Below are 21,214 nucleotides of genomic sequence, written 5' to 3' on the forward strand. Positions count from 1 at the left end.
CCTAGCCCACCCAGGGACCACCCGAGAGGACCCCCGATGACCGTCCCCGCCCTGACCGCCGAGACGCGCTGGCGCTGCACCCTGTGCGGAAACCTCACCCGCTTCGACGTGACCCGCACCGCGCGGGTCACCGAGTTCCTGCACTTCGACCTGGCCGGCGAGTCCAAGGTCGAGGAGACCGAGGTGCTGAGCGAGACGATCGAGTCGGTGCGCTGCCGCTGGTGCAACGCCGTGGACCAGGTCGAGCTGGTGGCCCGTCCGGGCGCCGAGAGCGCGGAGGCCTCCGCCGAGCAGGGTTGACGCCCGACGGCGCGGGGGGCGGGTGCGCGGCGCGCCTGCCCGCCGCGCTGGGACAATACAGACAGGACGCACGGAGCGTGACGACAGGGCGGCGGCCGCGGGCCGTGACCCCGTAGGACCAGGATCGGAGCCGAGGACGTGGTGGACGCAGCGAGGGAGCCCGCCGAAGCGCAGGGGCTTCAGCCTGCTGCCGCCGCGCAGGCGCAGGCCGCCGACGCGGCCCCGTCCGGGCCCGCGGCCGTCGGCGAGGCGGCGGGTTCCGATGCGTCGGTGGGCTCCGGCGAGGCGGTGGGTTCCGGCGAGGCGGTGGCGGAGCGTGCTGCCGAGAAGCTGGACCGGCCGCTGCCCGAGGGCGTGCGCCGGCGCGTGGTCGGCCTGGCCTCGGACGCGCTCGGCGGGCTGCCGCCCGGCGAGCTCCCGCAGAGCCTGCGCCAGTACGTCAAGTTCACCCCGGCCCGGCGGGCCAAGTACGCGGCCACGGCGCTGGCCGCGGCGCTGGAGTCGGAGCCGGCGTTCCGGGTGCGGATAGCGGAGCGGTTGAGGCTGGGCCAGCCGGACCTGGTGAAGGCGTTGGAGTCGGGCAGCGTCCCGGGCGCCGCCGATCCGATGGACGTCGCGGCCGCCGCCTACCTGGTGCGGTCGGCCGGCTGGAGCCGGCTGGTGGCCGAGGCCGGGGAGGAGGCCGAGCGGGCCGGCGCCGAGGGTGCGGCCGCCGAGGCCACCCGGCTGGTGGAGAAGTTGCAGGCGGAGCTCGCCGAGCTGCGGTCAGCGGCCCGGGCGGACCTGGAGCGGCAGCGTGCGGAGTCCGAGGACGTCCGCCGGGAGGCCGAGTCGCTGCGGAAGAAGGTGCGCTCGCTGGAGAGCGACACCCGCCGGGCGCAGGCCGAGACCAGGCGGCTGACCGCCGAGCTGGAGGCCGCGAGGGCGCAGGCGGCCACCGAGCGCGGCGCTGCGGAGTCCGAGGCGCGGCGGCTGCGGCACCGGGTCGGCGAGCTGGAGACGGCGGCCGAGCAGGGCCGCCGGTCGGCCCGCGAGGGCCGCAGCGTCGAGGACATGCGGCTGCGGCTGCTGCTGGACACGGTGCTGCAGTCGGCGCAGGGGCTCCAGCGGGAGCTGGCGCTGCCGGTCTCCCAGATCCGGCCGGGGGACCTGGTGGAGGCGGTGGTGCCGGGGGCGGCCTCGCCGCACGACGTGGCCCGGCGCGGTCTGGCCGACGACGATCCGGCGCTGCTGGACCAGTTGCTGGCGATCCCGCAGGTGCACCTGGTGGTGGACGGCTACAACGTGACCAAGACGGGCTATCCGACGCTGCCGCTGGAGCAGCAGCGGATCCGGCTGCTGGGCGGGCTGGCGATGCTGGCCCAGCGCACGCAGGCGGAGGTCACCTGCGTGTTCGACGGGCAGGACCTGGACGTTCCGGTGATCATGGCGCCACCGCGGGGGGTGCGGGTGCGGTTCAGCCGGACCGGCGAGACCGCGGACGAGCTGATCCGCCGTCTGGTGCGGGCCGAGCCGCAGGGGCGTCCGGTGGTGGTGGTGTCCACCGACCGGGAGGTCGCGGAGGGCGTGCGGAAGGCGGGCGCGCGCCCCGTGGCTTCCGTTCTGCTGCTGAACCGGCTGGCGCGGCCCTGACGGCTGCCTCGACGGAATGACGCCTGGTCAGCGCCCGGTTTGCGGCGGTGTGCACATCCGGTGAAGCCTGCGGGGGAAGTGGAGTTCACGCCTTCGGGGGAGTGGCAAAACCCGTGGATCTTCCCTAGGGTGTGGCGTCAAACCTATTTTCCGGATTCTCACCTGATCGGGTGAGGCCGATGGAAGAAGGAGCAATTCCCTTGGCCTCCCACCGCCGTCCCAAGCAGCCGAGCCGCGCCCGGGTCTCCGTGCTCACCGCTGCCGCGGCGACCGCGGTCGCCCTCTCCGCGCAGGTCGCCGCGCACGCCGCGCCCCAGCCCAGCAAGAGCGACGTCAAGGCGCAGATCGACCAGCTCCAGCAGGACCAGGAGCAGGCGGCGGAGAAGTACAACGGCGCTAAGGAGCGGGCCGACCAGCTCCGCAAGCAGTCCGACCAGCTGCAGGACAAGGTGGCCCGCAGCCAGGACGAGATGACCCAGCTCCAGACCGGCCTGGCCGGCGTGGCGGGCGAGCAGTACCGCACCGGCGGCATCGACCCGTCCGTCCAGCTGATGCTCTCCTCGGACCCGTCCGGCTACCTGGAGAAGGCGTCCAGCGCCCAGCAGGCCAGCGCCAGCGAGTCCGAGGCGCTCAAGGGCCTGCTGGACCAGCAGCGTCGGCTGGACCAGGAGAAGTCCGAGGCCGCCGCCGTCCTGGCCTCGCTCGACTCCACCACCAAGGACCTGAACCAGGCCAAGACGGACGTCAACCAGAAGCTCAAGGCCGCGCAGGATCTGCTGAACTCGCTCAGCGCCTCCGACCGCGCCGCGCTGCGGGCCCAGCAGCAGCAGGACGACCGCGCCTCGCGCGGCAGCGACCGGGCCGACCTCGGCAGCCTCCCGCAGGCCGGCGGCTACGCGGGCGTGGCCGTCGCCAAGGCGATGAGCAAGCAGGGCTCGCCGTACGTGTGGGGCGCCACCGGCTCGACCACCTTCGACTGCTCGGGCCTGATGGTCTGGGCGTACGGCCAGGCCGGCGTCTCGCTGCCGCGTACCTCGCAGGAGCAGGGCAACGTCGGCACCAAGGTCACGCTGGACCAGGCCCAGCCGGGCGACCTGGTCATCTACGGCCCCGACCGGCACCACGTCGGGATGTACATCGGCAACGGCATGGTGGTGCACGCGCCGCACACCGGCGACGTGGTGAAGGTGATGAAGGTCGACGCGATGCCGATCAACACGATCCGCCGGGTCTGACGGCCCGACACGCCCGAAGGGCCCCGTCCGGGCCTGTGATCCACGCCACCCTCCGACCGGGGGTGGCGTTCGGGTTTTGTCCGCCGTGCGAGTCCCCGGTGAAGACTGATCAGCTTTGCGTACGGCGGTGATCACTATGTGTCATATTCACAAAAGAACTTTGGTCTTCTTCCGTCTTTTTTCTGACAAGGATTTGAACGGATCACGGTTCAGTTACTAGGGTCGTGCCCCGAACCACCGCACTCCCGATCGCCCAGCCAGGGTGACGGCGGTGGTTTCCGTCGAGTTCGTGACGCAGCGGGGCGGGCCCAGTGCCTGCCCGACGGGGAGCCCAGCAGTCGGGGGTGCTGTCGAACGGAGCCGGGGAACCACGTTCCTCCGGGGTGAATCGGCGCCAGGTCGGCCGGTGGAACGGCCGTGAGGCGTCGTAGGGCACGCTTCCGGCCCGAACCCGTCAGCTCACCCGGTAGACGGCGTAGGAAGAAGGAGTCCGCCTTCGTGGCGTCCCATCGTCGTCCCAAGCCCGCTAGTCGCACCCGGGTCTCGATCATGACCGGCTTCGCCGCCGCGGCCGTCGCGCTGTCCGCGCAGTCCGGCGCCCACGCCGACCCGCAGCCGACCAAGGACCAGGTCAAGGAGCAGGTCGACCAGCTCAACGAGCAGGCCGAGGTCGCGACCGAGAAGCTCAACGCCGCCCAGGAGAAGCAGCAGCAGCTGCAGAAGCAGGTCACCGACCTCCAGGACCAGGTGGCGCGGCAGCAGGGGCAGGTGACCGACCTTCAGGGCGGCCTGGCCGAGATCGCCGGCGAGCAGTACCGCAACGGCGGCATATCGCAGACCGTCCAGCTGATGTTCTCCGCCAGCCCGGACACCTTCCTGAGCCAGGCCGACACGCTGAACCAGGCCGGCGGCACCCAGAAGGGCCAGCTCAAGCAGCTCCAGGACGAGCAGCGCAAGCTCGACCAGGTGCGCTCCGAGGCCCAGGGCAAGCTCGCCGAGATGGAGACCACCACCCAGCAGCTGAAGAGCGCCAAGGACGAGGTCCAGGGCAAGCTCAAGGCCGCGCAGGACCTCTTCAACACCCTGTCCGAGCAGGAGCGCCAGGCGATCCGCGCGGCCGAGGAGAAGGCCGCCGCCGAGGCCAAGGCGAAGGCCGACGCCGCCGCGAAGGCCGCCCAGCAGCAGGCGGCGGCCCAGCAGGCCGCCGACCGCTCCTCCCGCGACAACAGCCGCACCGACCTGAGCGCGTCGCAGGCCCCCGCCGCGCCGGTCACCAAGCCGAGCGCCGGCAGCTCGCGCGGCGCCGCGGCGCTGTCCATCGCCGCCTCCAAGATCGGCAGCCCGTACGTCTACGGCGCCTCCGGCCCCGGCTCCTTCGACTGCTCGGGCCTGATGGTCTGGGCGTTCAACCAGGTCGACGTGGCGCTGCCGCGCACCTCGCAGGAGCAGGCCCACGCCGGTACCCGGATCGGCACCGACCTCTCCCAGGCCCAGCCCGGCGACCTGCTGATCTTCTACGGGGACGCCCACCACGTCGGCATCTACGCCGGCAACGGCCAGGTGCTGCACGCGCCCAAGCCCGGCGCGTCGGTCCGCTACGAGGCGGTCGGCAACATGCCGCTGACCTCCATCGTGCGGGTCTGATCCTCGCGCAGGCCCTCCCAGGCCCGGCCTTCCACCACGGAAGGCCGGGCCTGCGGCTTTTCCGGCGCCTCGGACTGATGTCCGATTACGGGTCAAATATTCGGGTTGGCAGGGGTTTGGACTCGGTTGCCCGGACTCGCTAACGTCTGCCACCGGACTCCGCTTCCAGGGCCGCCCGCGTTGGTGCGGCGGCGGGGCCCCACCGCCGGATCGGAGCCGCTGCCGCCATGCCCGTGCACCGTCGTCCCCAACTGCTCGCCCGTGCGCTGGTGCTGACCGCGGCCGCCACCACCGCCCTGGGCGTGACGGCGGGCGGCAGCGCCCAGGCCGCCCCCGCCGTGCCGGACACGCCCACCCGCAAGGACGTCAAGGCGCAGGTGGAACAGCTCTACGGCGAGGCCGAGCAGGCGTCCGAGAAGTACAACGCCGCCCTGGAGACGCAGCAGCGCCTCCAGGGCGAGACGACCGTCCTCCAGGGCGAGATCGCCGTCGCCCAGGAGCAGCTCAACCAGTTGCGCGGCGACCTCGCCACCGTGGCCGGCGCCGAGTACCGCGGCGGCGGCATGGCCCAGACCGTCCAGCTGATGCTCTCCACCGACCCGGAGGGCTACCTGTCCCGGGCCCGCACCCTCGACCAGGCCGCCGAGCGGCAGCAGGAGACCCTGCACGAACTGGCCACCCGCCAGCGCCGGCTCGACCAGCGCCGCACCGAGACCGCCGGCAAGCTCGCCGAACTCGACCAGGCCCGCCGCTCGCTCGCCGACAGCAAGCAGCAGATCCAGCAGCGGCTCACCAAGGCCCAGCGGCTGCTGAACAGCCTGGGCGTCGCCGAGCGGGCCCGGATGGCCGCCCAGGACGCCCAGGAGGCCGAGCAGCGCGCCACCCGGGGCACCGACCGGCTGGACCTCGGCACGGCCCCGCCCGCCTCCGAGCGCGGGGCGGCCGCGCTGGCCGCCGCGGTGCGGATGATCGGCTCGCCCTACCTCTACGGATCCACCGGGCCCCGCGCCTTCGACTGCTCCGGTCTGATGTACTACAGCTGGCGGCAGGCCGGAGTGACCCTGCCGCGCACCTCGCAGGCCCAGGCGTACGCCGGGCAGCGGGTCAGCCTCTCCGAAGCGCGGCCGGGAGACCTGGTGATCTTCTACCGGGACATGCACCACGTCGGGATGTACGCCGGCGGCGGGGTGATCGTGCACGCCCCCTACCCGGGCGCCAGGGTCCGCTACGAGAGCGTCAACGCGATGCCGGTCGCGGGGGTGGTCCGGCTCTGAGCCCGGCACTGTCCGACCCCGACGCCCCCTACCCGATAGACGGCGCCCGCCGGACGCTGTCCCGGCGCGGTGCGCTGCTGCTCGCGGCCGGCGGGCTGGCCCAGCTGTCGCTGCCGCCGGCCGCCCCGGCGGCCCCCTCGGCGGCCGGGCGGGCGTCGGGCCGGTGGGCGGCGGACCGGCGGGCCGAGGTGGCCGCACTGCTGGGCACGCGGGCCCGGGCGCTGCCCTCCTGGTCCGGACCGGCGGCGATCGAGGCCGGCTACCGCAACCTGGTGCTCGGCGCGGACGCCGGGCCGGAGCGGCTCACGGCCGCCGCCGACCTGGCGGTCCGGATCACCGGGTACGACGACTACCCGGTGGTGTACCCGCGCCGGATCGACCTGGTCCGGGCCGGCGGCAGCTGGCGGGTCGACCGGGAGGAGAGCGCGAGCGGGCCCCCGGCACTCTGGGACCTCGGCTCCGCCCGGTCCGCGGCGGGCGCGCACTGCCTGGTGCTGGGCCTGGCCGACGGACCCGACCCGGCCGGCCTGGTCGCGGTGGCGGACCGGGCCGTGCCCGCCGTGAGCGAGGTCTGGGGCACCGGCTGGGCGGGCCGCCTGCTGCTCGAAGTGCCCGCCACCGCAGAGCAGTTCGCCCGGCTGCTGGAGGTCGACCCGGCGGGCTGGACGGGCATGGCGGCGGTCACCTCGGCCGCCCCCGGCGCGCCCTGGCACACCCCCGCCGACCGGGTGCTGGTCAACCCCGGGACGTTCGGGCGGCTCAGCGACTTCGGCCGGCAGGTGGTCGTCACCCACGAGGCCACCCACGTCGCGACCAGGGCCGACACCCGGGCCTGGACACCGCTCTGGCTCTCCGAGGGTGTCGCCGACTGGACCGCCTACCGTGGCTCCGGCCGGCGCCCGCAGCAGATCGCCCCCGAGCTGGCCCGGGACGTCGCCGCCGGCCGGCTGCCCGCCGCGCTGCCCGCCGACCGGGACTTCACCGCGGGCGCCGACGGCATCGCCCAGGCGTACGAGCAGGCGTGGCTCGCCTGCGAGCTGATCGCCCGGCGCTACGGGCCCGAGCGGCTCGTGGCGTTCTACCGGGCGGTCGGCGCGGCCGACGGGCAGGGGGAGGACCGGGACCGCCGGCTCGACCGGCTGCTCCGGGCCGGACCGGGCGTCGGCCTGGCCGAGTTCACCCGGCTCTGGCTGGCCGAGGTGGCCGCGCTGCGCGATTGACGGTGCGCGTCGTTCAGCGCCGCTGCCTGGCCGGGGTGCCGGGCCGCTGCCTGGCCGGAGTGCCGGGCCGGTCGATGCCGTCCAGCAGGTCCTGCTCGTAGGCGATGCCGGGGCGCACCGGGTAGGCGCCGGCGGGCACCGCCTCGGGCTTGGCCAGCACCACCGTCGCCGGGAGCTGTGCCGGGCCGCGGGTGGCACGCCAGAGCCGGATGCAGGAGAGCACGGTGGCGGCCAGCAGCAGCAGGTTGCGCAGGCTGAGCACGGTGACGCCCCAGCGCTCGCTGGCGAGGATCCGGCTGAACATCAGCGGGAACTCGGCCAGCGTCAGCGGGCAGGCGAGCAGGATCAGCAGGGCCACCGGCCGCTGGCTGCTGCCGCGCACGGTCAGGCAGACCGCGGCGACGCCGATCAGCCAGACCAGGTACTGCGGGCTGATCACCCGGCTGGTGACGGTGAAGATGAGCAGCGCGCTGAGCGCCGCGTCGTACATGGTGGCCGCGTTGCGGCGCTTGGCGGTGAAGCGCCAGAGCAGCAGCCAGGCGAAGCCCAGCACGGTGCCGGCCATCATCACCTTGCTGATCACGGGGACCCACGGCCCGAGCATCTCCGGGGAGCCGTAGTTCATGGTGACCTTGCCGTCCCAGGCGTCCGCGAGCCGGGCGAAGTGCAGCGGCAGCGCGCCGAGCGACTCCACCTCGATGCCGCGCTCCTTCTGGAAGGCGAGGAAGCCGAAGGCGCCGTTCATCCCGGCCGCGAGCAGGAAGCCCACCGAGACGGCGGTGGCCGCGGCCAGCGTCCAGGCGCGGCGGGTGCGGCGGCCGGAGGGGGTGCCGATCAGGGCGAGCAGCGGCCAGATCTTGATGATCCCGCCTAGGCCGAGCAGCATCCCGCCGATCGCCGGGCGGCGGATCAGCGCCAGCAGGCCGGCCAGGGCGATCGTGGTGACGATGATGTCCAGCCGGTTGTAGACCATCGGGCCGAGCAGCGGCACGGCCACCACCCACATCCAGGCGCCGGTCAGTGCCCGGCCCCGGCGCAGTCCGGTGCGGACCAGCAGGGCGGTGGCGGCGATGTCGGCGATCCCGCAGATCACCCAGAAGGAGACCAGGTACGACCAGGGCAGCAGGCCCGGCAGCAGGATCACCAGGGCCGCGCCGGGCGGGTACTGCCAGGTCACGTCGTCGAACGGGAAGGTGCCGGTCTGCAGGACGCCGTACCAGGCGTGGTAGATCATCCAGACGTCGGCGGTGATGTCCCCGCCGAGCCCCTTGACCACGCCGGTCATCAGCAGCACCAGCACCGTCCGGGTGGCCAGCCAGGTGGCGCCGAGTGCGGCGAGCGCCCCGAACGGGCGGCCGGGGGCACGGGCCGGCTCCTGCCGGGCGGCCGGCGTCGGGCCGGGGCCGGCGGCGCCGCTGGGTGTACCGGACTCGGTGGCCGGGGCCAACTCCACTGCGCTCCCTCGTTCGTCTCGGACGTCCCACCGGAGGCGCCGCGCGACGGACGCCCGGGCGGTCGGAGGGGCGGGCACGGCACGCTGGGCCGGGCCGCCACCGGCCGCCTAGGTTCTAGGACTGACCCGGGGGTGAAACGGTTGCCGTGCGCGGATCCGTTCCCGGCGGGTCATGGTGTTGACCTATCGTACGGATCACCCAGCGGTACACCGCGCACCCCCCGACAAGCGAGCCGTGGCCTGAATGCACCGAACCTTGATCGTCACCAACGACTTCCCGCCCCGCCCCGGCGGCATCCAGGCCTTCGTGCACAACATGGCTGTACGTCAGCCCGCCGGGAGCATCGTGGTGTACGCCTCGACCTGGCGGGACGGCACCGAGGTGGCCCGCTTCGACGCCGAGCAGCCGTTCCCGGTGATCCGGGACCGGACGAAGGTGATGGTTCCCACACCGCGGGTCACCCGGCGGGCCGCCGAGATCCTGCGGGCGGAGAAGTGCGACTCGGTCTGGTTCGGCGCCGCCGCCCCGCTCGGGCTGATGGCGCCCGCGCTGCGCCGGGCCGGTGCGGCGCGGCTGCTCGGCATGACCCACGGGCACGAGGCCGCCTGGGCCCAGCTGCCGGCCGCCCGGCAGCTGCTGCGGCGGATCGGCGCGGGCACCGACGTGCTGACGTACCTGGGGGAGTACACCCGGTCCCGGATCGCGGGCGCGGTCGGGCCGCAGGCCGCGGCCCGGATGGTGCAGCTGCCGCCGGGCGTGGACGAGACGACCTTCCACCCGGGCTCGGGGGGCGCCGAGGTGCGTCGCCGGCTCGGGCTGGCGGACCGGCCGGTGGTGGTCTGCGTCTCCCGGCTGGTGCCGCGCAAGGGGCAGGACACGCTGATCGAGGCGATGCCGCAGATCCTCGCCGACGTGCCGGACGCCGTGCTGCTGATCGTCGGCGGCGGCCCGTACCGGGCGGACCTGGAGAAGCTGGCCGACGCCAGGGGAGTCCGGGCCTCGGTGCGCTTCACCGGCTCGGTGCCGTGGGAGGAGCTGCCCGCCCACTACGGGGCCGGGGACGTCTTCGCGATGCCCTGCCGGACCAGGCGCGGGGGGCTGGACGTCGAGGGCCTGGGCATCGTCTACCTGGAGGCCTCGGCGACCGGTCTGCCGGTGGTCGCGGGCGACTCCGGCGGCGCGCCGGACGCGGTGCTGGAGGGCGAGACCGGGTACGTGGTGCCGGGCGGCTCGGCCGCCGCGGCCGCCGAGCGGATCGTCCGGCTGCTGGGCGACGAGGAGCTGCGGCGGCGGATGGGCGAGGCCGGGCGGCGCTGGGTGGAGCGCTCCTGGCGCTGGGACCTGCTGGCCGGGCGGCTGACCTCGCTGCTGGCGGCCTAGGTACGTGAGCGGGCCCCGCCTCCCTCCGGGGAGACGGGGCCCTGCGGCTACTTCTGGTAGATCGCCTCGATGTCGGCGGCGAAGTCCTTCAGCACGAGGTTGCGCTTGAGCTTGAGGGAGGGCGTCAGGTGGCCGCTCTCCTCGGAGAACTCGGTGTCCAGCAGGCGGAACTTCTTGACCGCCTCGGCGTGCGAGACGGCCGCGTTGCCGTCGTCCACCGCGGCCTGGAGGGCGGCCAGCAGGTCAGGGTCCTGGCTCAGCTCGGCCACCGTGGCGGTGGCGGGCTTGCCGTTGAGCTCCTTCCACTTGGGGAAGAAGTCCGGGTCGACGGTGACCAGGCAGGCCACGAAGGGCTTGCGGTCGCCGACCACCATGACCTCGCCGACCAGCGCGTGCGCCCGGATGCGGTCCTCGATCACGGCCGGGGCGACGTTCTTGCCGCCCGCGGTGACGATGATCTCCTTCTTGCGGCCGGTGATGGTCAGGTAGCCCTCGGAGTCCAGCGAGCCGAGGTCGCCGGTGGCGATCCAGCCGTCCTTGAGGGTGTCGGCGGTGGCCTGCGGGTTGTTCCAGTAGCCGGTGAAGACGTGCGGGCCCTTGAAGAAGACCTCGCCGTCCTCGGCGATCCGCACCGAGGCGCCGGGGACCGGCTGGCCGACCGTGCCGATCTTCGGCTTGTCCCACGGGTTGAAGGCGGTGGCCGCACAGGTCTCGGTCAGGCCGTAGCCCTCCAGGACGGTGAAGCCGATGCCCCGGTAGAAGTGGCCCAGCCGCTCGCCGAGCGGGGCGCCGCCGGAGATGGCGTGGGTGGCCCGGCCGCCGAGGGCGGCGCGCAGCTTGCTGTAGACCAGCTTGTCGAAGACCGCGTGCTTGATCCGCAGGACCAGGCCCGCGCCGCCGGCGTCCAGCGCCCGGCTGTAGGCGATCGCGGTGTCGGCGGCCTTGTCGAAGATCTTGCCCTTGCCGTCGGCCTGGGCCTTGGCGCGGGCGGTGTTGTAGACCTTCTCGAAGACTCTCGGCACGCCCAGGATCAGGCTCGGCTTGAAGGCGGCCAGCTCGGCGGTGACGTCCCTGATGTCGGAGACGTGGCCCAGCTTGATCGGCGCCATCGCAGTGGCGATCTCGGCGATCCGGCCGAGCACGTGGGCCAGCGGCAGGAACAGCAGGACGGAGCTGTCGCCGGTGCGGAACAGCGGGGCCAGGCGCTCCACCACGTTGCCGCACTCGGCGAGGAAGTTGGCGTGCGTCAGCTGACAGCCCTTCGGGCGGCCGGTGGTGCCCGAGGTGTAGACGATGGTGGCGATCGAGTCGGCGGTCGCGGTCGAGCGGCGCTCCTGCACCGTCTCGTCCGGGACGTCCTTCCCGGCCTCGGCCAGCGCGGCGATCGCGCCGCCCTCGATCTGCCAGGTGTGCTTCAGCCCGGTCAGCCGGCCGCGGACCTCGTCGACCACCTTGACGTGCTGGTCGGTCTCGGTGACGACGGCGACCGCGCCGGAGTCGCCGAGGATCCACTCGACCTGCTCGGCGGAGGAGGTCTCGTACACCGGGACGGTGATCGCGCCGGCCGTCCAGATCGCGAAGTCCAGCAGCGTCCACTCGTACCGGGTGCGGGACATGACGCCCACCCGGTCGCCCGGCTCGATGCCCGCGGCGATCAGGCCCTTGGCGGCGGCGTGCACCTCGGCCAGGAACTGCACCGCGGTCAACTCCTGCCAGCGGCCGTCCACCTTACGGCTGAGCACCGCGACATCCGGGTGCTCCGCTGCGTTCCGGTGCACAGGGTCGGAGAGATTACCGCCGCTGGGTACCTGGTAGAGAGCCGGAAGGCTGAAGTCGAGCAAGACTGCTCCTCGTTCGCGACGCTGCGGGACGGCAGGACGTTACTGCCCGGTAGGCAGCTTCGACCAGGGGGGTCGGCTCCGGTGTTCGAAGTGTCACACCCGGCCGGGTCCGACCAGGCCGTGACCGGGTCGTTCGAATGGCACCCTACGACAGCCCCGAGGTGACCGGCCGGTAGCATGCCCCGCCGACCGGCGCCGGGCCCCCGCCGAGCCGCGGCCCGCGCGGCCGAGCCGATCGCCGGTCGCGGTAGCCTGCTCCGGGCGGACAAGGCCGAGCACGCTCGACCGGACCGGCAGGCAGAGGGACGACGCGGAGGGCCATTCCATGGCGGAGCACACCAGGTCGAGCATCACCATCGACGCGACCCCGGCCACGGTCATGGCCGTGATCGCCGACTTCGCCGCCTACCCGGCCTGGACCGGCGAGGTCAAGGAGGTCGAGGTCCTGGAAGCCGGCGAGAACGGCCGCGCCGCCCAGGTCCGCCTGCTGCTCGACGCCGGCGCCATCCGCGACGAGCACGTCCTCGCCTACACCTGGGACGGCGACCGCGAGGTCGGCTGGACCCTCGTGCGCAGCCAGATGCTCCGCTCGCTGGACGGCTCCTACACCCTCGCCCCGCTCTCCGGCAGCCGCACCGAGGTGACGTACCAGCTCGCCGTGGACGTCAAGATCCCGATGCTCGGCATGATCAAGCGCAAGGCCGAGAAGGTCATCATCGACCGCGCCCTGGCCGGTCTGAAGAAGCGCGTCGAGGACGCCGACGGCAAGAAGCCCGTCCAGGGCTGACGCGGCGGAACGGGGGCCGACGGCATGACGGCGACACGCACCATCCTGGTCAGCGGCGACGCGGGCGCGCCCGTGGTGGCCGCCGCCACCGCCCTGCACGCGGCCCGGCGCGGCCACCGCACCTGGCTGCTGGCCGCCGACGACCCGCACCGCGCCCTGGACGGCGTCCTCGGCACCCGCCTGGAGCCCGAACCGGCCCGCTACGCACCCGGCCTGACCGTCTCCCGGATCGACGAGCAGGCCGCCTTCCGGTACGCCGCCGGCGAGCTCACCAGCCGGCTCAAGCCCGCCCTCGACCTGCTCGGCGCCGAGCAGCTCGACCCCGAGGAGCTGACCGCCCTCCCCGGCATCGCCCGGATCGCCCTGCTGCGCGCCCTGCCCGCCGCCGACCAGGACGTCCTGGTCGTGCTCGCCCCGCCGCCCGCCGAGCTGATCGCCACCCTCGCCCTGCCCGAGCAGTTGGAGCGCTACCTGGACCGGCTCGTCCCCGAGCAGCGGCAGGCGGCCCGGGCGCTGCGCCCGCTGCTGGCCGGCCTGGCCGGCGTGCCGATGCCCGCCGAGTGGCTGTACGAGGGGCGGACCAAGGCCGCCGCGGTGCTCGCCGAGTCCCGCGCCGCGATCGCCGCGCCCGGCACCAGCGTGCGCCTGGTCGTGCCCGCCGACGGCCACCCGTACCAGGAACTGGGCCGGATCCGGGCCGGGTTGGCCCTGCACGGCCACCGGCCGGACGCCGTCGTGGTGCACGGCGTGCTGCCCGAGGGCGCGGCCGACTCGCCGGACCCGTGGCTGGCCGCGCTGGCCCGCCGCCGCCGGGAGGAGCTGGCCGAGCTCGCGGCCGAGACCGACGCCCCGGTGCTGGCCACCGGACTGGCCGAGGCCACCCTGGAGGCCGTCGCCGACCGGCTGTACGGGGACGGGCCCGGCCCGGAGCGGCTGGCCCCCGAGCCCTGGCCGGTCGAGGACCGCCTCGCCGAGGAGGGCCTGCTGGTCTGGCACCTCGCGCTGCCCGGCGCCGACCGGGCCGAGCTGGACCTCGTCCGGCGCGGCGACGAACTGGTGGTCGGCCTCGGTGCCCACCGCCGGGTGCTCACCCTGCCGTCCGCGCTGCGCCGCTGCACGGTGGCCGGCGCGAGCCTGCACGACGGGGCGCTCTCGGTGCGGTTCGCGCCCGACCCGGCGCTCTGGCCCCGGGGCTGAAGTGCTTTCGGGGCCCCTACGGGCTGTCCGGTAGCGTCGGGCCCGAGGGCCGCAGGGTGCGGCCCCGGCTGAGGAGGCGCCCGCGATGACCAGCACCGACGACCGGACCGAGCCCACCGCCGAGCCGGGCGGTCCGCAGGCCCACCCGTTCGGGCCGGAGCTGGGCCCGCTGGTGGACGAGGTGCGCAAGCTCGCCTCCGCCGTCGGCCAGAAGGCGCAGGAGGCGAGCGCCGACACCCTGATCACCCTCTCCGGGCTGGCCGACCGGCTGCGCACCCAGCAGCCCGAGGTCTACTCCCACCTCGCCGCCGCCGGCTCCGGACTGGCCGCCGCGGGCACCGAACTGCTGGCCGCCTACCGGGCCGCGGTGGCCGGCCACGAGCACCGCTGGACGGCCGGCGAGGGCGCCGCCACCGAGCGGATCGACCTCGACACGCCTGACGAGGCGTCCGCCAAGCAGTGAATCCGTAACCTTCGAACCGTGATCGCGTTGCTCTGGTGCGTGACGAAGCGGGCGATTAGATACGACTTTTGAAGCGTCACGGCCCGGTTGGTCCATGATTGTCTTCGGTTAATGTATGCGAGGCTGTGTACGGGGGGCAGGGTTGGGCGGTACCGTTCCGCCCAGCGGGAACGAGTGAATAGCTGAGGGACACATGGCTCTGACCATCGGCGTCGATGTCGGCGGGACCAAGATTGCGGCAGGCGTGGTCGACGAGGCGGGCGCGATCCTGGCCCGGACCAGGGTGCCCACCCCGGCCGACCCGCAGTGGGCGGTCGATGCCATCGCGCAGGCCGTGCGCGAGCTCAAGGAGCAGCACCCCGACGTCACCGCCGTCGGCGTCGGCGCCCCCGGCTTCGTGGACAGCAACCGTTCCACGGTGATCTTCGCGCCCAACATCGACTGGGAGAACGAGCCGCTGCGCGGCCGCATCGAGGAGCTCGCCGGCCTGGACACCGTCGTCGAGAACGACGCCAACTGCGCCGCCTGGGCCGAGTTCCGCTTCGGCGCCGCCGCCGACCACCAGGACATGGTGCTGATCACCGTCGGCACCGGCATCGGCGGCGGCATCGTCCTCGACGGCCGGCTGCACCGCGGCCGGTTCGGCGTGGCCGGCGAGATCGGCCACCTCAACATGGTCCCCGACGGCCTGACCTGCGGCTGCGGCGGCAAGGGCTGCTGGGAGCAGTACGGCTCCGGGCGGGCGCTGCGCCGCTACGGTCGGGAGAAGGCCGCCGCCGACCAGGTGCGCGGCCGGCGGATGCTGGAGCTCAACGACGGCGTCGCCGAGACCATCCGCGGCATCCACATCACCGAGGCGGCCGAGGAGGGCGACCCGCTCGCCCTGGAGTGCTACGCCGAACTGGCCGACTGGCTCGGCCGCGGCATGGCCGACCTCGCCGCGCTCTTCGACCCGGGCGTCTTCGTCCTCGGCGGCGGCGTCTCCGACTCCGGCCGCCTGCTGCTCGACCCGGTCGCCAAGGCCTTCGAGCACTACCTCACCGGCGGCATCCACCGCCCGCGCGCCGAGGTCGTGCTGGCCTCGATGGGCTCCGCCGCCGGCATCGTCGGCGCCGCCGACCTGGCCCGCACCGCGTAGCCACCCCCTGAACCCGCCGGCGGCGGTGCGACCGGACCCCGACCAACCCCGGACGCGCCGCCGCCGACGCACGCCCCCGGCCCTGCCGTACGGTCGTCCCACGCACCACGTACGGGGAGGACCAGGACCATGACCACGGCACCCGCCGAACCGCCGCCGCCCGGCCCGCGCCGGCTGCGCCTGCTCAGCTACAACATCCGCTCGCTGCGGGACGACCGGCGGGCGCTGGCCCGGGTGATCCGGGCCTGCGCACCCGACCTGGTCTGCATCCAGGAGTCACCGCGCTACTGGCGGCCCGAGGGCCAGGCCGCCCGGCTGGCCCGGAGCACCGGGACGGTCGTCCTGGCCGGCGGCGGCCGGACCGCCGCCGGGCCGCTGCTGCTCGGCCGGCCCGGCGCGGCGCAACTGCTGGGCGTGCACGACCGGCTGCTGCCCAAGACCCGCGGCCTGCACGCCCGCGGCTTCGCCACCGCGCTGCTGCGACTGCCCGGAACGGCGCCGTTCACCCTCACCAGCTGCCACCTCAGCCTGGACGCCGACGAGCGGTACGGCCAGTTCGAGCTGCTGCTCGACCAGCTCGGGATCGCCGAACACGGCATCGTGGCAGGGGACTTCAACGAGCACCCGGACGGCAGGGGCTGGCAGCTGCTGGCCGCGCGGCTCCAGGACGGGTACCCGACCGCGCCCTGGGGCGGCGAGTTCACGTCCGTCCCCGAGCGCCCCTACCAGCGGATCGACGCCGTGTTCGCCACGCCCGGGATCACCGTCCTCGGCTGCGGGGTGCCGCACGGGCTGCCCGGCGTCACCGAGGCCGACCTGCGCGCCGCGACCGACCACCTGCCGGTGCTCGCGGTGCTGGAGCTGCCGGAGGCTCCAGCAACCTAGACCACGGCGCCGTTGTCCGGGTCCTCGGGCTCGTCCTCGTCGCGGTCCTTCATCCGGGTCACCAGGGTGACGAAGCCGCCGAGGAAGGCGGTGATCCCGACCCAGGCCGGCCAGCCGGCGATCTCCCGCCACACCACCGCGTCGAACAGCAGCAGGGCGGGGCCGCCGAGCACCGCGAGCCAGGCGAACTTCGCGGTGACGTCGGCGGTCGGCAGCGGCGGGGGCTCCGGCGGGACGTAGTGGTCCTCGTCGGTCTCCTCGGCCAGTTCGAAGTCGCGCGGGCCCGAGCCCGCCGCCGGCATCACCGGCCGACCGGAGCGGGGGCGGGGCTGCGGGGCGAGGTCGGTGAGGTCGTCCGGGTCGGTCCGGGAGCCGGGGGCGTCCTTGAAGCCGCCCTTCAGCTCGCTCTGGGCCCGGAGGTTCTCGACCTCCGGCCAGTTGGGGTTGGTGAGGTCCACGGGGTCGTCGAACTGGGCGACCAGGGCGGCGAAGATCTCGTCCTGCTCGGCCTGGCTGCGCTCGGGGGCGCGCCGGGTGCGGGGCTCCGCGGGCGCGGTGGCGTCCGGTTCGGCCGGGCGCCGGTCGGCGGCCGGTGCTTCGGCGGCCTCCGCGGCCGGGGCGGTGACGCCGTCCGCCCCCGGACGGTCCGCCGGGGCGCCGCTGTGCGCGGTGCCGTCCTTCGCCGTGCTGTCCTTCGCCGTGCCGTCCTCGCGGGGTGCCTCGTCCCCGCCGCCCGCCGTGCTGCTCTCGTGCACTTCCGGCCCTTCAGCCATGGTGATCGTCGGATTCGACCCCGGTGACGCCCACCGCGTGTGCGGGGGCCAGCCGTCGGATGAAGTCCTGGCTGGCCGCGAATATTTCCGCCGCGTCGTGGTCCAGCGTCGCGACGTGGAAGCTGCGCTGGCACAGCCGCTCCGTCACGTCGGTCGAGGATATCCGGGCCAGCACCAGTTCCGAGTTGGCCGGCGAGACGACGTGGTCCTGCGGACTGCGGAAGAGCAGCACCGGCTGGGTCACCTGCGGCAGCCGCCGTTGGACGTCCCGCCACAGCCGGCCCAGCGACCAGGCGGCGTTCAGCGGCGTCCGGTCGTAGCCCAGCTCGACCGTGCCGGGCTTGGCGATGTCGTCGGCGATCCCGGGCACGCTCGGCACGAGGTGCCGCAGCACCGGCAGCAGCACACTCGCAGGGTTGTCCGAGCGCACCGACGGGTTGACCAGCACCAGCCCGGACACCGCCGGACCGTGCAGCGCGGCCAGCCGCAGCGCCAGCGCGCCGCCCATCGACAGCGCGCAGACGAAGACCTGCTCGCACTCGGCGGAGAGCGTCAGCAGTTCGTGCTCGACCTCGGCGTACCAGTCCTCCCAGCGGGTGACCTGCATGTCCCGCCACCGGGTGCCGTGCCCGGGCAGCAGCGGCAGCGACACGCTGAACCCGGCCGCCGCCAGTTCCTCCGCCCAGGGCCGCAGCGACTGCGGCGATCCGGTGAAGCCGTGGCACAGCAGCACCCCCACCGGTCCGCCGCGGTGGCGGTACGGTTCGGCACCGGGCAGCAACGGCATGGCGGACTCCTTCGCGGGCGGGTGGCGCTGGGGGAGGAACGCTGGAGGGGGAGGCTGCGGGAATCCGCATCGTCCCACGGCCCCGCCCGGGACGTACACCCCTCATGGCGGCCTCCGCGCGGGCCGCGCGCCCCTCGCGGAGGCCCCCGTGCGAGTGCCTGCGGGAGTCCGGCGGCGGCCCGCCGGGGCGGGGCGGGGCGCGGGCCGAGCCCACGGGGCATTAGGATCGACCGGTCCGCATAACAGGAGGCCCGGGTTGTTCTACCGACTGATGAAGATGATCGTCGCGCCACTGCTTCGGATCTTCTTCCGGCCGTGGATCGAGGGTGAGGAGAACATCCCCACCGAGGGCGCGGCCATCATCGCGAGCAACCACCTGTCCTTCTCGGACTCCTTCTTCTTCCCCGCGCTGATCAAACGCCGGGTGACCTTCATCGCGAAGGCCGAGTACTTCAACACCCCGGGCATCAAGGGCCGGCTGACCGCCGCGTTCTTCAAGGGCGTCGGCCAGCTGCCGGTGGACCGCTCGGGCGTGCGCGGCGCGGGCGAGGCCGCGATCCGCAGCGCCATCGCGGTGCTGGACGGCGGCGAGCTGTTCGGCGTCTACCCCGAGGGCACCCGCTCGCCCGACGGCAAGCTGTACCGCGGCAAGGTCGGCGGCCTGGCCCGCGTCGCGCTGGCCACCGGCGCGCCGGTCATCCCGGTCGCCATGATCGACACCGAGAAGGTCCAGCCGCCCGGTCAGGTGATCCCCAACTTCGGCACCCGCCCCGGCATCCGGATCGGCCGCCCGCTGGACTTCTCCCGCTACCACGGCATGGAGAACGACCGCTTCATCCTCCGTTCGGTGACGGACGAGGTGATGTACGAGATCATGCGGCTCTCCGGCCAGGAGTACGTGGACATCTACGCGACCGCCGCCAAGCGGCAGATCGCCGACGACAAGAAGAAGGCCGACGCCGAGCGCAAGGCCGCCGCCAAGGCGGAGAAGGCGGAGGCGGAGGCCGAGAAGGCCGCCGCCGACAAGGCCGCCGCGACGGAGCAGGCCGAGCAGTCCGGGCAGGAGCCGAAGGAGACCGGGTCGGCCTGACGACCGCGGGCACGGCCCAGGGGAGGGGCGCAAGGATGACGGACGGCGAGAGAACCGGGGCAGTCGGCGGCGCGGTCGCGGCCGGGGGCATGTCCGTCGAACTGCCGTTGTGGAAGGCCATCTCCTACTTCCGGGTGCTGGCCCTGTGCTACGCCCTGCTGCGCTACCTCAACTCCTACCTGGACTTCCTGCACCCCGTCGCCGGCTGGATCTTCCTCGGCACACTCACCCTCTGGACACTCGCCAGCACCCGGGCCTTCGCCGGCCCGCAGCGCTGCACCTGGTACGTGCTCGGCACCGACCTCACCCTCGCCGTCACCGGCATCGTGATGAGCGGCCTGACCGACGACCCGGTACGGATCAGCCACGGCGCGCCCACCCTGCCGACCATCTGGGCCGCCGGCACGGTGCTCGGCTTCGCCGGCAAGGGCGGCTGGCGCTGGGCGGCCGCCGCGGGCACGGTGATCGGCGTCGCCAACATCCTCGGCCACGGCGGCCCGACCGGCGACAACATCCACAACATCATGCTGCTGATGGTGGCCGGCTGCGCCATCGGCTACGTCATCGAACTGGCCCGCGCCAGCGAGGCGACGCTCACCCGGGCACTCCAGGTCGAGGCGGCCACCCGGGAGCGCGAGCGGCTCTCCCGGGACATCCACGACGGCGTGCTCCAGGTGCTCGCCCTCGTCCAGCGCCACGGCGCCGAACTCACCGCACGGCCGGCCGAGGGCGCCGCGGCTGCGGCCGGTGGACGCCCGGGCGGCGACGCCGACTTCGCCGAACTCGGCCGACTGGCCGGCGAGCAGGAGCGCGCCCTGCGGGCGCTGATGACCGGCGGCCCGATCCCGGGGCAGCGCCCGCAGGGGTGCGGGGCCGGGGAGCCGCAGGACCTCACCGCGCTGCTGCGCCCGTACGCCGACGAGCGGATCACGCTGTCCGCCCCCGGCGGGCCGGTGCTGCTGCCCGCCGGGGCGGCCGGCGAACTGGCTGCGGCGGTCGGCGCCGCCGTCGACAACGTCCGCCGGCACGCCGGGGAGCGGGCCCGGGCCTGGATCCTGGTGGAGGACGAGCCGCAGGCCGTCACGGTCAGCATCCGCGACGACGGCCCCGGCTTCGCCCCCGGCCGCCTCGGCGAGGCGGAGCGGGCCGGGCGGCTGGGCGTCTCCCAGTCCATCCGCGGCCGGCTGCTGGACCTCGGCGGCACGGCCGAGCTGTACTCGGCGCCCGGAGAGGGCGTCGAGGTCGAACTCCGTGTCCCGAGGAAGGGCTCTGATGACCGATCAGCCGACGACTGACCGGCCGATACGGGTGATGGTCGTGGACGACCACCCGATGTGGCGCGACGCCGTCTCGCGGGACCTCGCCGAGGCGGGGCTCGACGTGGTGGCCACCGCGGGCGACGGCGAGGAGGCCGTCCGCCGGGCCCGCGCCTGCTCGCCGCAGGTCGTCGTGCTGGACCTCAACCTGCCCGGTCTGCCCGGCGCCGAGGTGTGCCGCCAGGTGGTCGCGCAGGATCCGGCGGTGCGGGTGCTGGTGCTCTCGGCCAGCGGCGAGCACCAGGACGTGCTGGAGGCGGTGAAGTCCGGCGCGACCGGGTACCTGGTCAAGTCGGCCGGGCGGGAGGAGCTGCTGGACGCGGTGCGGCGCACGGCCGTGGGCGACGCCGTGTTCACCCCGGGCCTGGCCGGCCTGGTGCTGGGCGAGTTCCGCCGGCTGGCCGCCGAACCGGCCCCGGCCTCCGCGCCGGCCGTCCCGCAGCTGACCGCGCGGGAGACCGAGGTCCTGCGCCTGGTGGCCAAGGGCCTGTCGTACCGGCAGATCGCCGACCGGCTGGTGCTGTCGCACCGGACGGTGCAGAACCACGTCCAGAACACGCTCGGCAAGCTGCAACTGCACAACCGGGTGGAACTGGTGCGGTACGCGATCGAGCAGGGGCTGGACGACGACATCTGACGGCTCCGGCGGGTCCGGCCGCGTCGGCGGTCCCGCGTGCGGTGGGGGGGGGGGGGCCGGGGCGGGCCCCCCCCCCCGGGGGCCCCCGGGGGGGGAGGGGGGGCGGGGGCCGCCGCGCGCCACGGGGGCGCGCCGTGGGCCTCGCCCCCTACCCCCGCGGG

At 74.2% G+C, this 21,214-nt stretch carries 19 protein-coding genes and 1 riboswitch; of the genes, 15 read left to right on the forward strand and 4 right to left on the reverse strand.

Annotated features, from left to right (window positions below; genetic code table 11):
- The first annotated feature begins 36 nt into the window (after window positions 1-36).
- The 6 genes from ACFV6D_RS00325 to ACFV6D_RS00350 all read left to right on the forward strand — a co-directional run bounded on the left by ACFV6D_RS00325 (window position 37) and on the right by ACFV6D_RS00350 (window position 7,305).
- On the forward strand, window positions 37-300 hold the full coding sequence (locus ACFV6D_RS00325; RefSeq protein ID WP_063347279.1) for a hypothetical protein: 264 nt from the start codon (window positions 37-39) through the stop codon (window positions 298-300).
- Between the two features lie 270 nt (window positions 301-570).
- A complete protein-coding gene (locus ACFV6D_RS00330; RefSeq protein WP_380424980.1) occupies window positions 571-1,932 on the forward strand; it encodes an NYN domain-containing protein in 1,362 nt (453 codons plus the stop codon).
- A 200-nt stretch (window positions 1,933-2,132) separates the two neighbouring features.
- Complete coding sequence (locus tag ACFV6D_RS00335; protein WP_063347278.1) at window positions 2,133-3,167, forward strand: NlpC/P60 family protein; 1,035 nt, start codon at window positions 2,133-2,135, stop codon at window positions 3,165-3,167.
- A 338-nt stretch (window positions 3,168-3,505) separates the two neighbouring features.
- Window positions 3,506-3,655: riboswitch (cyclic di-AMP (ydaO/yuaA leader) on the forward strand.
- A 10-nt stretch (window positions 3,656-3,665) separates the two neighbouring features.
- Entirely contained in the window at window positions 3,666-4,811 is a 1,146-nt protein-coding gene (locus ACFV6D_RS00340; RefSeq protein WP_063347277.1) for an NlpC/P60 family protein, read from the forward strand.
- A 227-nt stretch (window positions 4,812-5,038) separates the two neighbouring features.
- The gene (locus ACFV6D_RS00345; RefSeq protein ID WP_063347276.1) at window positions 5,039-6,085 is read left to right on the forward strand and encodes a C40 family peptidase; all 1,047 of its coding nucleotides are present in this window, start codon (window positions 5,039-5,041) and stop codon (window positions 6,083-6,085) included.
- Between the two features lie 188 nt (window positions 6,086-6,273).
- Window positions 6,274-7,305: a hypothetical protein gene (locus tag ACFV6D_RS00350; protein ID WP_380557280.1), complete on the forward strand. Its 1,032-nt coding sequence runs from the start codon at window positions 6,274-6,276 to the stop codon at window positions 7,303-7,305.
- Between the two features lie 13 nt (window positions 7,306-7,318).
- On the opposite strand, the gene ACFV6D_RS00355 is transcribed toward ACFV6D_RS00350, so the two are convergent.
- Window positions 7,319-8,758: a glycosyltransferase 87 family protein gene (locus ACFV6D_RS00355; RefSeq protein ID WP_380557283.1), complete on the reverse strand. Its 1,440-nt coding sequence runs from the start codon at window positions 8,756-8,758 to the stop codon at window positions 7,319-7,321.
- A gap of 244 nt (window positions 8,759-9,002) precedes the next feature.
- On the opposite strand from ACFV6D_RS00355, the gene ACFV6D_RS00360 reads away from it, so the two are divergent.
- Window positions 9,003-10,139 carry a glycosyltransferase family 4 protein gene (locus ACFV6D_RS00360; protein WP_063347273.1) on the forward strand — a complete coding sequence of 379 codons (1,137 nt, stop codon included), beginning with the start codon at window positions 9,003-9,005 and terminating at the stop codon, window positions 10,137-10,139.
- A gap of 47 nt (window positions 10,140-10,186) precedes the next feature.
- On the opposite strand, the gene ACFV6D_RS00365 is transcribed toward ACFV6D_RS00360, so the two are convergent.
- A complete protein-coding gene (locus tag ACFV6D_RS00365) occupies window positions 10,187-11,980 on the reverse strand; it encodes a long-chain fatty acid--CoA ligase (RefSeq protein ID WP_063347272.1) in 1,794 nt (597 codons plus the stop codon).
- Window positions 11,981-12,305: 325 nt separating this feature from the next.
- Here ACFV6D_RS00365 and ACFV6D_RS00370 point away from each other — a divergent pair, with 325 nt between their 5' ends.
- The 5 genes from ACFV6D_RS00370 to ACFV6D_RS00390 all read left to right on the forward strand — a co-directional run bounded on the left by ACFV6D_RS00370 (window position 12,306) and on the right by ACFV6D_RS00390 (window position 16,450).
- Window positions 12,306-12,767: an SRPBCC family protein gene (locus ACFV6D_RS00370; RefSeq protein WP_063347271.1), complete on the forward strand. Its 462-nt coding sequence runs from the start codon at window positions 12,306-12,308 to the stop codon at window positions 12,765-12,767.
- Window positions 12,768-12,791: 24 nt separating this feature from the next.
- Entirely contained in the window at window positions 12,792-13,964 is a 1,173-nt protein-coding gene (locus ACFV6D_RS00375) for an ArsA-related P-loop ATPase (RefSeq protein ID WP_363377758.1), read from the forward strand.
- Between the two features lie 85 nt (window positions 13,965-14,049).
- The gene (locus ACFV6D_RS00380; RefSeq protein WP_350884427.1) at window positions 14,050-14,427 is read left to right on the forward strand and encodes a DUF5304 family protein; all 378 of its coding nucleotides are present in this window, start codon (window positions 14,050-14,052) and stop codon (window positions 14,425-14,427) included.
- A gap of 193 nt (window positions 14,428-14,620) precedes the next feature.
- Window positions 14,621-15,565, forward strand: a complete 945-nt coding sequence (locus ACFV6D_RS00385; RefSeq protein ID WP_063347268.1) for an ROK family glucokinase — start codon at window positions 14,621-14,623, stop codon at window positions 15,563-15,565.
- Window positions 15,566-15,694: 129 nt separating this feature from the next.
- A complete protein-coding gene (locus ACFV6D_RS00390; protein WP_380557286.1) occupies window positions 15,695-16,450 on the forward strand; it encodes an endonuclease/exonuclease/phosphatase family protein in 756 nt (251 codons plus the stop codon).
- On the opposite strand, the gene ACFV6D_RS00395 is transcribed toward ACFV6D_RS00390, so the two are convergent.
- Together ACFV6D_RS00395 and ACFV6D_RS00400 are read right to left on the reverse strand one after the other, a co-directional pair.
- A complete protein-coding gene (locus tag ACFV6D_RS00395) occupies window positions 16,447-17,205 on the reverse strand; it encodes a hypothetical protein (protein ID WP_380557289.1) in 759 nt (252 codons plus the stop codon). The genes ACFV6D_RS00390 and ACFV6D_RS00395 overlap by 4 nt on opposite strands.
- Window positions 17,206-17,215: 10 nt before the next feature.
- Window positions 17,216-18,010: an alpha/beta fold hydrolase gene (locus tag ACFV6D_RS00400; protein ID WP_363377751.1), complete on the reverse strand. Its 795-nt coding sequence runs from the start codon at window positions 18,008-18,010 to the stop codon at window positions 17,216-17,218.
- Window positions 18,011-18,266: 256 nt separating this feature from the next.
- Between ACFV6D_RS00400 and ACFV6D_RS00405 the strand changes: the two genes are divergently transcribed.
- Genes ACFV6D_RS00405 through ACFV6D_RS00415 form a run of 3 tightly spaced genes read left to right on the forward strand, consistent with a single transcriptional unit; the run spans window position 18,267 to window position 21,053 of the window.
- The gene (locus ACFV6D_RS00405; protein WP_380375639.1) at window positions 18,267-19,100 is read left to right on the forward strand and encodes a lysophospholipid acyltransferase family protein; all 834 of its coding nucleotides are present in this window, start codon (window positions 18,267-18,269) and stop codon (window positions 19,098-19,100) included.
- 35 nt (window positions 19,101-19,135) lie between these two features.
- Window positions 19,136-20,395 (forward strand): MacS family sensor histidine kinase, encoded by a 1,260-nt coding sequence (gene macS / locus ACFV6D_RS00410; RefSeq protein ID WP_380490111.1) that lies wholly within the window; start codon window positions 19,136-19,138, stop codon window positions 20,393-20,395.
- Window positions 20,373-21,053 carry a response regulator transcription factor gene (locus tag ACFV6D_RS00415; protein ID WP_063347264.1) on the forward strand — a complete coding sequence of 227 codons (681 nt, stop codon included), beginning with the start codon at window positions 20,373-20,375 and terminating at the stop codon, window positions 21,051-21,053. Before macS ends, ACFV6D_RS00415 begins: the two co-directional genes overlap by 23 nt.
- The last annotated feature ends 161 nt before the right edge of the window (window positions 21,054-21,214 follow it).

It is taken from the genome of Kitasatospora sp. NPDC059812 (assembly GCF_042732075.1).
GTDB lineage: Bacteria > Actinomycetota > Actinomycetes > Streptomycetales > Streptomycetaceae > Kitasatospora.